At 38.7% G+C, this 13615-nt stretch carries 14 protein-coding genes; 7 read left to right on the top strand and 7 right to left on the bottom strand.

Annotated elements, in window-relative coordinates; all coding sequences use genetic code 11:
- The first annotated feature begins 13 nt into the window (after nucleotides 1–13).
- Together CFPU101_RS14280 and CFPU101_RS14275 are read left to right on the top strand one after the other, a co-directional pair.
- Complete coding sequence (locus CFPU101_RS14280) at nucleotides 14–607, top strand: GNAT family N-acetyltransferase (protein ID WP_206816016.1); 594 nt, start codon at nucleotides 14–16, stop codon at nucleotides 605–607.
- Between the two features lie 205 nt (nucleotides 608–812).
- Nucleotides 813–1880 (top strand): linear amide C-N hydrolase, encoded by a 1068-nt coding sequence (locus CFPU101_RS14275; RefSeq protein WP_206816015.1) that lies wholly within the window; start codon nucleotides 813–815, stop codon nucleotides 1878–1880.
- Between the two features lie 76 nt (nucleotides 1881–1956).
- Here CFPU101_RS14275 and CFPU101_RS14270 read toward each other — a convergent pair whose 3' ends face one another.
- The 3 genes from CFPU101_RS14270 to CFPU101_RS14260 are packed head-to-tail and all read right to left on the bottom strand — an operon-like array spanning nucleotide 1957 to nucleotide 3726.
- Entirely contained in the window at nucleotides 1957–2094 is a 138-nt protein-coding gene (locus tag CFPU101_RS14270) for a photosystem II reaction center protein K (protein ID WP_206816014.1), read from the bottom strand.
- Nucleotides 2095–2145: 51 nt separating this feature from the next.
- The gene (gene tgt / locus CFPU101_RS14265; RefSeq protein ID WP_206816013.1) at nucleotides 2146–3264 is read right to left on the bottom strand and encodes a tRNA guanosine(34) transglycosylase Tgt; all 1119 of its coding nucleotides are present in this window, start codon (nucleotides 3262–3264) and stop codon (nucleotides 2146–2148) included.
- A gap of 3 nt (nucleotides 3265–3267) precedes the next feature.
- Nucleotides 3268–3726 (bottom strand): hypothetical protein, encoded by a 459-nt coding sequence (locus CFPU101_RS14260; protein ID WP_206816012.1) that lies wholly within the window; start codon nucleotides 3724–3726, stop codon nucleotides 3268–3270.
- 142 nt (nucleotides 3727–3868) lie between these two features.
- On the opposite strand from CFPU101_RS14260, the gene cobS reads away from it, so the two are divergent.
- Nucleotides 3869–4660 (top strand): adenosylcobinamide-GDP ribazoletransferase, encoded by a 792-nt coding sequence (cobS, locus tag CFPU101_RS14255; RefSeq protein WP_206816011.1) that lies wholly within the window; start codon nucleotides 3869–3871, stop codon nucleotides 4658–4660.
- 11 nt (nucleotides 4661–4671) lie between these two features.
- On the opposite strand, the gene CFPU101_RS14250 is transcribed toward cobS, so the two are convergent.
- Together CFPU101_RS14250 and CFPU101_RS14245 are read right to left on the bottom strand one after the other, a co-directional pair.
- On the bottom strand, nucleotides 4672–5124 hold the full coding sequence (locus CFPU101_RS14250; RefSeq protein WP_206816010.1) for a PPC domain-containing protein: 453 nt from the start codon (nucleotides 5122–5124) through the stop codon (nucleotides 4672–4674).
- A 70-nt stretch (nucleotides 5125–5194) separates the two neighbouring features.
- Complete coding sequence (locus CFPU101_RS14245; RefSeq protein ID WP_206816060.1) at nucleotides 5195–6016, bottom strand: Cof-type HAD-IIB family hydrolase; 822 nt, start codon at nucleotides 6014–6016, stop codon at nucleotides 5195–5197.
- A gap of 219 nt (nucleotides 6017–6235) precedes the next feature.
- On the opposite strand from CFPU101_RS14245, the gene CFPU101_RS14240 reads away from it, so the two are divergent.
- Complete coding sequence (locus tag CFPU101_RS14240) at nucleotides 6236–7879, top strand: alpha/beta hydrolase (protein WP_206816059.1); 1644 nt, start codon at nucleotides 6236–6238, stop codon at nucleotides 7877–7879.
- Between the two features lie 132 nt (nucleotides 7880–8011).
- Nucleotides 8012–8881, top strand: coding sequence for a phosphoadenosine phosphosulfate reductase (gene cysH, locus CFPU101_RS14235; protein WP_206816009.1), 870 nt, complete (start codon nucleotides 8012–8014; stop codon nucleotides 8879–8881).
- A 42-nt stretch (nucleotides 8882–8923) separates the two neighbouring features.
- Here the strand turns inward: cysH and rplI are convergent, their stop codons facing one another.
- Both rplI and gloB read right to left on the bottom strand, forming a co-directional pair.
- Nucleotides 8924–9382, bottom strand: coding sequence for a 50S ribosomal protein L9 (gene rplI / locus CFPU101_RS14230; protein WP_206816008.1), 459 nt, complete (start codon nucleotides 9380–9382; stop codon nucleotides 8924–8926).
- 85 nt (nucleotides 9383–9467) lie between these two features.
- Nucleotides 9468–10241 carry a hydroxyacylglutathione hydrolase gene (gloB, locus tag CFPU101_RS14225; protein WP_206816007.1) on the bottom strand — a complete coding sequence of 258 codons (774 nt, stop codon included), beginning with the start codon at nucleotides 10239–10241 and terminating at the stop codon, nucleotides 9468–9470.
- Nucleotides 10242–10322: 81 nt separating this feature from the next.
- Here gloB and CFPU101_RS14220 point away from each other — a divergent pair, with 81 nt between their 5' ends.
- The gene (locus CFPU101_RS14220; RefSeq protein WP_206816006.1) at nucleotides 10323–11531 is read left to right on the top strand and encodes a glycosyltransferase family 4 protein; all 1209 of its coding nucleotides are present in this window, start codon (nucleotides 10323–10325) and stop codon (nucleotides 11529–11531) included.
- 41 nt (nucleotides 11532–11572) lie between these two features.
- Nucleotides 11573–13612, top strand: a complete 2040-nt coding sequence (locus CFPU101_RS14215; protein ID WP_206816005.1) for an ABC transporter ATP-binding protein — start codon at nucleotides 11573–11575, stop codon at nucleotides 13610–13612.
- Nucleotides 13613–13615 lie beyond the last annotated feature (3 nt).

Here is a 13615-nt window from a genome sequence, read left to right as displayed (position 1 = left end):
CAGTGTAAAACCTGTGTCTAAATCTTGCCAATTAGATAAGAAGGAGCAAGTACCAGTAATTTTATCACTCAATATTCGATCGGCTCAACCCAAGGATCTTAAGGGGTTAGTTGAGGTTCTATCTCGTAGTTTTTATCCACCTCAAACAACCGTACTAGGACTACAACCCTTATTTAAATTGGGGATGACTGAGGATATCAGAGGACGTTTACGTTCTACTAAACCAAACTACCGTTGTATAGTTGCTTTTTCCAACCCCTCTAATCATGGCACAAAATCAGAAACCCTTGTGGGAACGGTTGAACTAGGTTTACGACATCAAATCATGTCTAAACAAATTCCCTATATTTCTAATTTGGCGGTGTTACCTGAATATCGTGGTCAAGGAGTTGCACGACAATTATTAATAAAATGCGATCGCATTGCCCTTGAATGGGGGTTTGACGAATTATCGCTACACGTTCTCGAAGATAATTTAGCTGCACAGCAACTTTATTTTAGTCATGGTTATCAACTGCAAAAAGTAGAGCATGGCCTAATCAGTTGGCTGTTTAAACAACCCAAACGTCTTTATCTGGCTAAACAGATCGAACATTTGTATTCATAAATTTCCAATAGATGAAATTAATCTGTGAAAAAAGTAAATCAAAAAACTTACATTTACTTCAATAAACTTAATGTAATTTTTAAAAATAAATTAATATTTGATCCTTCTTATTAGTGAGTAACATATTAATAAATTTCTGCATTTAATAATTAAGTTGTGCGGCTCATCTGGCACATGAGCATTCATAATCCAAAATTAACCAATCATGAAAACTACAATTAATAAAGTATTAAGTATTGCGCTGTCTACATTATTGGTTGGGATGATTCCCCACACAAAACTACAAGCTTGTACGCGGGCGGTTTATTTAGGGCCAGAAAATACGGTTATTACCGTACGTAGCATGGACTGGTATAACGACCTTGGGACAAATCTCTGGGCTTTTCCACGTGGAGTCAAGCGTGATGGTGCAGCAGGCCCCAAATCGATTCAATGGACTTCTAAATATGGTAGCGTGATTGCAGCAGGATTCGATGCGGGTACAGCCGATGGCATGAATGAGAAGGGTTTAGTTGCTAATCTAAATTATCTTTCTGAATCCGAATATGTTAAACCTACCCCCAATGATCCCCGAAAACCTCTAGCTGTATCGATATGGACACAGTACGTTTTAGATAACTTTGCTACTGTCGCAGAAGCAGTAGACACTTTACGGAAAGAGCCATTTTATGTTGTTCCATCGATGTCCCCAGACGGCAAACCAGGGACGGTACATTTGTCGATTTCTGACGCGACTGGCGACTCTGCTATCTTTGAATATATAGGTGGAAAACTGGTGATTCACCATAGTCGAGACTATCAGGTGATGACCAATTCTCCAGTATATGAGCAACAACTTGCCCTCACTGATTATTGGAAACAGATTGGCGGATTGACCATGTTACCAGGGACTAATCGAGCGGCCGATCGCTTTGTCCGAGCTTCATTTTATATTAATGCAATCCCAAAAACATCGGATATCAATGAAGCAGTTGCAGCCGCTTTTAGTGTGATCCGCAGTGTATCAGTTCCGTTAGGCATCTCTACACCTGATCGGCCTGAAATTTCCTCGACGGTGTGGCGTACCGTATCAGATCAAAAGAACAAACGTTATTTTTTTGAATCGACTCGTAGTCCTAATGTATTTTGGGTAAATCTTTCTGATCTTGATTTTGCTGAAGGAAGTCTGACGAAAAAGCTAACTTTAACGAATGGTGTTATTTTAGCTGGCAATGTGGCAGATCAGTTTAAGCCCGCCGAACCTTTTAAATTTCTTCGTGCTGAAGTCAAGTAAAATTATTCAAAATTAAGAAAAACAAAAGGACATCTAATCAAGATGCCCTTTACTTTTTTTATATTTTTTAGACAAATTATCTAAAACCTACAGCCGCTTGCCATACGAAAGCAAGTAATAAGAAAAATAAGGGAATCAGAGGTAAAACATCCACTAACGGATCGAAAATTTGGTACGCTTCGGGTAATTTTGCTAACAAGAGTGCCGCATCCATTGATCTATCTACCTATCCAAGACTTGTTTTTTAAAGATGACTCAAATTGTATCACGATTTGTCATGTGGATCATTGAGCCAGTGACCAAATTCTTCGACAAAGCGATCGCCTAAAATGGCTTCCCTAATTTGGGTTGTAAAGCGGACTAATTCAGCAATATTGTGCAAAGACAATAAGATATACCCTAACATTTCCCTTGCTTTGATTAAATGATTCAAATATGCCCGTGTAAACGTCTGACAAGTGTAACAAGAACAACTTGAATCAAGAGGGGTAAAATCTTCTTTAAATCGCGCATTTTTGAGGTTCCAACGCTCACCTTGTACCATTGCTGTACCATGTCTCCCAAAACGAGTCGGAATCACACAATCAAATAAATCAATTCCAGATGCGATCGCACGTGCCATTTCTTGATAGGTACCCACACCCATTAGATAACGAGGTTTATGGGTTGGTAATAAAGGGGCTGTCTGAGCAACAATTTGATGAATTAATTCGGGTGCTTCTCCCACACTTACCCCACCTATTGCATACCCTGGTTGATCTAAAGCGATTAAATCAAAAGCGGCTTTTGCTCTGAGATCTAAAAAAATCCCCCCTTGTACAATGGGAAAAAGGGCTTGATCTTGAGGACGTTCATGAGCAGTTATACAGCGTTCTAGCCAACGATACGTTCTTTCTGTGGCTTTCGTGACATCGGTTCGCGTGGCATTTGCGGGAGGACATTCATCAAATGCCATAATGACATCTGCCCCTAGTTTATTCTGAATCTGGATCGAGCGTTCGGGTGTTAGTTCAATGATACGCCCATCTCTGGGAGAACGAAACGTTACACCAGTTTCTTTAATATCTCTCAACTGACTAAGGCTAAAAACCTGAAAACCGCCAGAATCAGTTAAAATTGGCCCTTTCCATCCCATAAAAGCATGAAGTCCACCTGCTTTTTCTACAATGCTTTCACCTGGTTGTAGATGAAGATGATAGGTATTCGCTAAAATCATTTGTGCGCCAGTTGTTTCGACTTGTGCTGGCGTTAGACCCTTAATCGTTCCTACAGTTCCAACAGGCATAAAACGGGGAGTTTCTACAATACCGTGAGGCGTATGCCAGATCCCGACTCGTGCTTGAGTTTGTCTAGATTTTGCAACTAATTGATATGAAAATCCCATTTTTTAAAAAGGAATATCCTCATCGTCATCATCAATTTGAACATCCCATTTAGCGGATAATACTTGATTCATCATAACTTCTAGCGTATCTACATCGATTGTTCGCCTGTTTTCTTGTTCTTCTAGAGGACTACTGAGGGGAATTAATCGTAATTGGCGATTATCTTGCACTAAATCAAAATAGGTATTGTTTTCAGGGGATTGGTGTAATGTTAAATAATCAAAACTTTGAACGTTTAAATATAAAGTATGATTAGCAACAATGGTTGCTTGTTGAGGATCTGTAAAAACTTCTACTATCCATCCTTCCCCTTCACTTTGTATTTTTCCCTCTAGGGTGTGTATGTATCTAACACGTCCTAAATCATTGAGCAACCGTCGGATATCGTCTTTATTAATTATTGTGCCAAAATCGATAATACAAGGAGCGGGGAACGAATGAGATGAGTTGTCGTAATTCATGAGAAATTACCTATTAAAAATTTAATATAATGCTTAAAATCTGTGAGAAACCTGCTACATATTTGATTTCTGTGCTGAGTAGGCTACGATACAATATTAACGCAAATTGTTTGAATTCTTCCTTAAATTTTCACTGATTAATGTGCCTAGAGCAAAAATATTCATCAAAGAACAGATCCAATCTTTTTTAGGTGCTGTATCTTTTTATACTATAATACCAATTCCGATTATCTGGTTACCGACGACTTGGCATCCTAATTATTTTAGAATTGCTCGTTGGAGTAGTTGGATAGGAATCCTTTTAGGTAGTTTTTTAGGAATTCTAGATATTATTTTAGCTCAGTTAGGCTGGCCGAATCTAACTCGCAGTGGTTTAATGGTCGCAATTTGGCTTTATCTCACTGGTGGCTTACATTTGGATGGGGTGATGGATACAGCAGACGGGTTAGCCGTAACCGAGCCAAAACGTCGTTTAGAAGTCATGCAGGATAGTCATAGCGGGGCTTTTGGGGTGATGGCTGGGGTGATCGTTTTATTACTGAAAACTTTGGCGGTTAGTGATCTAACATCGGATCGGTATTTAGTCTTGATGTTTGCTGCGGGGTGGGGACGTTGGGGACAGCTTATAGCGATCGCTATTTATCCCTATCTCAAACCGACTGGAAAAGGGGCGTTTCATAAACAAAATATCCGTTTACCTCAAGATGTTTGGTTGGGACTATTGCCACTACTCGGACTTACTATCAGTTATCAATTTTTTCATCCGACGCAATGGACTGTCAATTTATTGATCATCGTTTTAGGTTTGACCATTTCTTATCTGACTGGATTTTGGTTTAATGGTCAATTAGGGGGACACACAGGCGATACTTATGGGGCAGTTGTGGAATGGACAGAAGTGATTTATCTTTGTTGTCTAACTAGATTTTTTTGATTGATCAATTTTTATTTAGTGGGGCGAAGACGAGACACTTTGAGGACAAATTTTCCGCTACCTGTTTCGCCAAAAGCTCGAACGCGAATAATATATTTACCTGATTCTGTAATCCGTGAAAAAAGTAGTGAATTTGTACTACCATCTGGGCCATCATCATTTTCAGCGACGGTTGTGCCATCATCAGAGAGTAAAACAACGATCGCATCAAAATCATCGGAAATTAAATCAATCGCAACTTGATCGCCTTCATTAAGTTCTAGGGCATAGTCTCTAGCAAACCCACCTTCACCAGTTGGAATATCTTTATCAGAAAGCGTGTCAGAGATTTCATTAACTGAAGTTAGAGGAATTGGACTATATAATGATTCTGCTTGTGTCGGTAGTGTTTGAGATCCAACAATAAATGAAATAAATCCTAGTAAAAACGAAGTTAACCAGCGATGGGCTAAAAATTTTGTCATAAAGACTACAAGGTTAATGTTGAGTTTCCCATTTATTATATGAGCAACCTAGGAAAGGATTAAAAAAAGTTCAAAGTAAAAATTTTTCGATGGCGACTGCTACACCCTCTAATTCAATAGTAGGGGCAACCCATTGGGCAACTTCTTTAACTTGCTCTGGTGCATTCCCCATCGCTACACTAAAACCAGCATAGGACAACATCGAAACATCATTATAATTATCACCGATCGTCATTACCTGTTCTGCGGTTAAACCTAAGATTTGTTCAGCAAGATAACAAACACCCGTTCCTTTATTTGCGTTGTGATGAGTCGCTTCAAAAAAGACTGGAGTAGACTGAGTCAGATAGAGTTGATCGCTCGTAAAATATCCTTGTAAAGTACTCATCAGTTGCTTGATCACTTTAGGAGAAGTTCCCACCGCTAGAATTTTAGTCGGCTCTGCGTTATTTTTTAAGAAAGTTTCTAGATTGCCCACTGCATTCACTGGTACATTCGATCTAGCTGCATAGCGTTCTGTTTCCTCGGTGATTTGGCTAACATACAGTTGATCATTAAGATAGAGATGAATATTAACTTTAGATCGCCATTGCGGTTTTTCTAATTCATTGATTAAATCTAGGGCTGTATCTAAGGGAACGGGAAGATGATAAAGTATTTTTTCGGTCAACGGATCTTGAATTAAGGCTCCATTGTAAGCAATAAGCGGTAGAGCAGAAACGATCGTTTGATGATATTTACGGGCTGAAGTATACATTCTTCCCGTAGCCACTGCCACCTGTATTCCTTTGCTTTGTGCTGCTGTTATCGCTTCTTGAACTCTTGGACTGATTTGGTTATTATGTCCAACGATCGTACCATCTAAATCTAATGCTAATAATCGAATATCCACGTTCTTACCTTTGATTAATTCCGTTAATAGCATCCGTGATCTAGGATAAATCAGCAAGGGTTGCTTAAACATTTCACTTCTTGAAGAAGGCTAAAATGGAAATGTTAAGATCAATACTTATATTAAAATGCTGATTGTTAACCCTAAATAAGCTAGATTTTGACTCTAATCTGTGATTACTAGGAGAAAGCTTTGGAAAGTTTAGGATTTCGTCGCGTTTTGCGTGCGCTTCGCGTACCTGCGGCATCGCTTATTTTTGGTATCATATCTGTTCTAACCTCTGTTCCCCTCGAAGCAGCAGAAGTAATTTTAATTAATTATGGCCCTGTACAACTACAGCTTAAAACGTCTTCCCTAGAAGCTTTTGCTCTTAATGGTACGATCGACGCAAATTTAAGAACTTATCTCAAAGGCACTACACCAAGCCAACAAGCCGAATTTCGCAGAGCTTTAGTTGAAAAAGCAAATATCAATCCTCTACAAATATCTCGTTTTTTTAATACTGAAACTGGAGAAGAGATTCTAACATTTTTTGGTGAATATATCAAGATTCAAGGCGGGATTAATGGAAAATTAGCGTTGCGAGGAGCCATTATTCAAGCATCCCTTGATCCTCAAGGATTGACGTTATTAAACTTTTTACAGAAACTGCCGACTAACGTTGAGATTAATGTCAATGACGTTTTGAAATTATCTCGAATGATTAATCTTGTTGTCCAAGCAACAGAATCTTTTAGTCAAAATTTAGCTCAATTATCAGCCGAAGAAGCCGCAAAAAACCCGCTCGTCAACTATGCGTCAATGACGGATTTACGGCAAGCGGGGACTTATGACGTAATTAAAGAACGTTGGACATTAACCGATCCAAAACGTCAACGCACCTTTTATATGGATGTCTATAAACCCCGACGTTGGCGCAGTGGTCAAACACCCGTTATGATTTTTTCACATGGACTAGCCTCGCGTCCAGAAGATTTTGAGAAACAATTATCTCATTTAGCTTCATATGGCTATTTTGTCGCAGCACCACAGCATCCAGGCAGTGATTTTAACCAGGTGAAAAATTTATTAGACGGTTATTCCAACCAAGTTTTCAACCGCAACGAATTTATTGATCGTCCTTTAGATATTAGTTTTATCATTGATGAACTTGAACGCCGCAACCCGTCTGAGTTTAACGGACGTTTGAATTTAAAATCCGTTGGTGTAATGGGTCATTCCTTTGGCGGTTATACGGCTCTTGCCTTAGCAGGTGCAACCATTGATTTTGATTATCTTGAAGATGCTTGTAACGATGACAATCAGTATTTTAATCTGTCTTTATTGTTACAATGTCGCGCTCTCAAATTACCCCGTCAAGAATACAATTTCCGTGATCCGCGTGTGCAAGCCGTTCTCGCCGCCAATCCTGTCAATAGTAGTCTTTTCGGGCCTAAAGGTCTCGCTAAGATCCAAATTCCCGTTTGGATTGGTGCAGGTAGCTATGATCCCGCAACACCTTTTGTATTTGAGCAAGCAAGGTCATTTCCCTGGTTAACTACTGAAAATAAATATTTGGGAATGATGCAAGGACAAGCACACGTAGATTTTTCAGCTTTAGATGCAGGTTTGACCACATTAATTGATTCGAGTAATATTTTACTGCCCTCACCGAATCTGATTTCAGCCTATGGAGATTCGACGATGGTCGCTTTTTTTGAGGTGTATATTGCGAACAATGAGGATTACCGTCCCTTTCTGAGAGCCTCTTACTCGGCTTATTTGAGTCAAGATCAACCTTTTAAATTCTATGTGATTACAGAGGCTTCGTCTGAGGAACTAAAAACAGAACTTAAAAAATATCGGTCTGAACATGGTTACTAAACCGTAACTTAAATCGTTTTTGTGAAAGAACCAACTACGGTAGAATAGGATGAAGAATTCTATCTCTCGAATAGATTCAGCCTCCCTCAAAAATATTCAGTTCGTTGAGTGTAAAGGTACATACTGTCACAAATGCAACAGCTAAAAGTTATTGATTCTAACCTGACGATGACCGAATCAGGACAGACTCAGGTAGGTCACACTTTTCAAAAAAATGGTACGAGCGATTCAAACTCTTCTTCTAAAATCGCAGTGGAAATCGCTAAACCACAACTCGATTTAGAGTTAGTTAACCAAGAATTATCAAATGCAGATGCTCACTCGATGGTGACTTGGGCTGAGGCTACTTTTGGTGATGGTTTAGTGATGAGTACCAGTTTCGGAATTCAAGCCGCCGTCATGCTTCATTTAGTCACTCAAATTATTCCCGCTCTGCCTGTGATTTGGATCGATACGGGCTATTTACCTGCGGATACCTATCGTTTTGCTGAAAATTTAACACAACGTCTGAATCTAAATTTAAAAGTTTATCAATCTAATCTGAGTCCTGCCCGTATGGAAGCCCTTTACGGAAAATTGTGGGATCAAAATGATGTAGATTCTTTTAATCTTTACGATAAAATGCGTAAGGTCGAACCAATGCAACGGGCTTTAAAAGAATTACGGGCGACAGCATGGTTAGCGGGCTTACGGAGTGACCAAACTAACCACCGCAAGACTTTGCGACGGGTAGAAGAACAAGGGGATCGCTACAAGGTACATCCGATTCTATCGTGGAATGCCAAAGATATTTATCAGTATCTCACTGCCCATGACTTGCCCTATCATCCCTATTTTGATTTAGGTTATGTGTCGGTCGGTGACTGGCATTCTAGTCGCCCTTTGATGGCAGAAGATGAAAATGAGCGCAATACACGTTTTAACGGGCTTAAACAAGAGTGCGGACTACACTTACCTCTGACCCCAGAAGAAGCTCAAAGTCTTGATGCTAGTAGTTTGTAGGGATACACAGGGGTACTTTCCCCTGTCAGTATCAAAGATTGTTTACAGTGAAGCCACTTGAATTTCAACTTCTGCGGTAACTTCTGGATGAATTTTAATTTGTGCTTTGTAAAAGCCAATTTTACCAACATCTGGAAGGGTAACCCCACGACGATCCACTTCTTGACCTGTGCTGGCTTTAATTGCATCGACGACATCTTGAGCCGTTACTGTACCAAAAATTGATTCTCCTTCTCCAACTTGTTTACGAACAACAAAACGCCCAACGGCTTGTAAAGCGGTTTGGAATGCTTCAGCCGCTTCACGTTCGGCTAAAATTCGTTGTTGTTCTTTGGCTTTTCTTTGTTCGACTTGTTTAATAATCCCAGGGCTTGCTAATTTGGCGATTCCTTGAGGAATGAGATAATTAGTAGCATAACCAGGCGCAACTTCGACTAGATCCCCATCTTTGCCCAGTTTATTGACACTTTTACTTAAGACCACTTGTAATTTTTTAGACATTAATCTCTCCAGTAAGGTTGTTGTTTAGTCTTGTGAAAATACTCCCAAAACTAACATCATACACTTTTTTGCCCAAGAAAAACTATTAAAATTGCTCTTTTTGACCGCGCAAACGGGCGAAAGTCTGAATGGGATCTGTTGTTTGCATGGCTGACTGTAGTGGAGAACTGTCCCAACGTAAAAAAGGATTGGTTTGTTTTTCAACTCCTAACCAAGTGGGGATCGTTGCTTGAGCGTTATGGCGGGCTGTTTTAACGAACTGATAACGCTTGTGTAAGTCTGCGTTATTGGGATCAACGGTTAAGGCAAATTGTAGATTTTTTAAGGTGTATTCATGAGCGCACCAAACCCTAGTTTGGTCAGGAAGCGATCGCAATTTTGTCAAAGAGGCGACCATTTGAGCGGGTGTTCCTTCAAATAAGCGTCCACACCCTCCAGAAAAGATAGTATCACCACAGAATAATTCACCACTACCGCTATCGTTTTGAGGCGGAAAATAATAGGCAATATGGGCGCGAGTATGTCCTGGGACAAAAAGAACCTCAGCAAAGCGATCAGCAAAAGTAACGCGATCGCCATCTTTTAAAAAAACCTGTTGCCCTGGAATTCTCCCTTGATCTTCAGATCCTCCATAAACACAAACTTGGGGAAACTGTTCAATTAGATCTTGATTTCCGCCAACATGATCTCGATGATGGTGGGTATTAAAAATAGCGACTAGCTGTAATTTTTGGCGGTGGAGTAGCTCTAAAACGGGTTGACTTGATGCTGGATCGACGACGGCGGCAATTTTCTGCTTTTGATCGGATAACACAAAGATATAGTTATCGGATAAAGCTGCCAGTCTTGTGATTTCCATGTTTTTGATTTAAACTCAAACAATTACAACTTAACCTAACTTCATATTAAACTGTAAAAAACTAATGGATGTGGTGAAACCTTGGCATTAGACAGCAAACAAAAGCCCTTAAACATATCGATTATTGTCAGCGATCTATCGAGTTCGGGTGCGGGTCGTTGGGGTGGGGCAATTCGTCCCTTTCTCTTGACACAGGCTTTAGAAAAACTGGGTCATCACGTTAAATTGTTTGGTCTAGCTTATGAAAATGACGCACCACCAGTAAAAATTGAGAATTATTCGATTGTTTCGTTACCCTGTCCTTATTATGTTGGTTTACCTAAATTTCTCCCAATTGCTAGACAACTTCTATCTCAAATTGATGGAGATCTGTTGTATGCAGTTAAACTTAAACCGACCAGTTTTGGACTCGCTTTACTCAAAAAAATAGCAAGTCATCGTCCTTTAATTGTGGATATCGATGACTGGGAAATGAGTTGGTATGGTGGCGACAAATGGAAATATCAAATGAGTTTAAAACAACTTTACCGAGATGTCTTTAAGCCCAAGGGTTTTTTAAAACACCCCGATCATCCTTTGTATTTAAAATGGATGGAAAGTTTATTAACCTATGCCGATTTGGTGACACGTCATACTAATTTTATTGGTAAGCGTTTTGGAGGTGTTTACATTCCGAATGGGAAAGATATTTCTTTATTTGATCCTCAAAAATATAATCCCGAAGAAACTAGAACTAAATATGGACTAAGTGAATATAAAGTATTAATGTTTCCAGGTGCGCCACGTGCTAACAAAGGTTTAGAAAGCGTTTTAACTGCTTTAGATATACTCAATCAACCTGATTTAAAGTTAGTCATAGTCGGTGGTAGTCCTTATGATGATTATGACCAACAACTGCTCAAACAATGGGGACGCTGGATTATTAAATTACCTAAAACTCCCGTTGAATTGATGCCTGAAATTGTCTCGGCTGCTCATGTTATTGTTGTTCCTCAAATGGATACACCTGCTTCTTTAGCTCAATTTCCTTTAAAATTAACAGATGGAATGGCGATGGCTAAACCCATTTTAGCGACTAAAGTTGGAGACATTCCAGAAATTTTAGATGATACAGGTTATTTGGTGGAACCTAATTCACCAGAACAATTAGCAACTCAAATTCAATGGATTTTTACTCATTTCGATGAAGCTCAATTCTTAGGTTTACAAGCTAGACAACGTTGTATACAGTTTTACAGTTTAGAAACAATGGCTACAAGTTTATCTCAAGTGATTCAATCCCTTGTTTAATTTATTTATAACTTTTATTATTTGTTCAAAGAGCCTTAAATATGTCTTCTAATCAACTCGTTATCAAGTCTATTCTCAAACAACCATATTTATCAATTCTTTCCGTATTTTTGGGATTTTTAAGTGCTATTTTTAATGGAGTGGGTACTCTTTTATTAGTACCTTTATTATTAGCTTTTTTAGGGCAGTCTATTCCAGCTTTAAATAGTGGGCCGCCAATTTTACGCAAGGCTATGTCCGCTTTTGATAGTTGGCCAGAGAGTTCACGAATAGTTGCGATGTTTGGCCTCGTTTTTACATTAATTCTGTTGCGTCATGTTACCAATTATTTAAGTGCTTTAACCAGTGGTTATTTAAGTCGGGTTTCAACCAGAGAATTACAATTAGAAGCTTTGCGAATGCTTTTAAAAGTTGATATAGACTATTATGCAAAAACTAAATTAGGCGATATATTTAATCGATTTGCTTCAGAAGTATTTAGAGTCAATAATTCGATCAGATCTAGTCTAATCCTAATCCAGAATATTATAACAATCTTTATATTTTTATTTATGTTGCTGTCTTTGTCATGGCAGTTGACCTTAATAGCAAGTGGATTATTACTATTATTAGCAATTCTCAATCAATGGTTCATCAAAAGATCTAAAATATTCGGTCAACGTGTATCCATCGTTGCTAAAGAATTAACCAATAAATCTTTAGAAATTTTGACGGGTATCAGATTGATTAAATCAGTAGGGAATGAAGACTATGAATATATAGCAATGAAAAAATACATCATTAAAAGAGAGAAAGCTGGCTTTGATACTTTAATGAATCAAGCGATTATTAGCCCTCTTAATGAAATTGGCGGAATTATCATTGTTGTCTTGATTGTTATAGCAGGACGTTATATTTTTTCATCTCAAGTTCAGGCGTTATCGGCAATTTTGTTAACTTATTTATTTCTACTTTTTAGAATGTTGCCATTCGTCAGTCAAATTAATAGCACCCGTAGTCAACTTTCTAACAGTAGGCCATCCGTTGAAATTGTACAGGATTTTATTAGAACAGATAACAAACCTGTCATGAAGAATGGTGAAATTCCATTTTCGGGTTTAAAAGAAGGCATTCGCTTAGAAAATTTAAAGTTTTCCTATCCTGGTCATGATGAATTGGTTCTCAAAGGGATTGATTTATGGATACCTAAAGGTAAAATGATTGCTTTAGTGGGTGCATCAGGTGCAGGAAAATCGACGATCGCTGATTTGGTGCCGCGATTTTATGATCCCACTGGTGGAGCAATTTTGTTTGATGAGCAAGACTTGAGAAATTATGATTACAAAACGATTAGAGAAAGAATAGGAGTTGTCAGTCAGGAAACCTTTTTATTTAACGCTTCTGTTCGTTATAATATTGCTTACGGTTTAGCTTCAACAACTGATGCAGAAGTTATCGAAGCGGCTAAACGAGCAAATGCTTATGAATTTATCATTAATCTACCAGAAGGTTTAGATACAGAACTCGGTGATCGAGGTGTCAGACTCTCAGGGGGACAACGACAACGGATTGCGATCGCACGAGCTTTATTAAGAAACCCCGAAATCTTGATCCTAGATGAAGCAACTAGCGCACTAGATACGGTTTCAGAACGACTGGTACAACAAGCACTCGATGAACTCTGTCAAGAACGAACTACATTAGTGATTGCTCACCGCTTATCAACTGTTCAAAAAGCTTACTCTATTGTCGTTTTAGATAAAGGCAAAGTCGTAGAAATCGGCAATCATGAAGAATTGTTAAATAAGGGTGGATATTATGCCAATTTATACTCAATGCAGTTTTCTAACAAAGCCGCCTCACAAAATGGTCATGCCACAACTGAAAATAAAAAAGAACTTCAATCCCAAGCTTATTTATCTTATGAAGCTCGTAATAGCTTAAATACGTTGTTAGGTTCTTTGCGTCTGGTTGCTGACGGTTTAATAGACTCTCCAGAAGAACAACATGAATTAATTGAAGAGTCTTGCGCTTCGGCTATGCAATTACTCAGTGTTATTGAACGTCTTGATCAAAAAAATGATCTTGTCAAAGTTTCTTGAAAT

The sequence above is a fragment of the Chroococcus sp. FPU101 genome, from assembly GCF_017312365.1.
Lineage (GTDB): Bacteria > Cyanobacteriota > Cyanobacteriia > Cyanobacteriales > Microcystaceae > Chroococcus.
The sequence above is the reverse complement of the archived record's forward strand: the minus strand, read 5'-3'. Positions and strand labels throughout refer to the sequence as shown.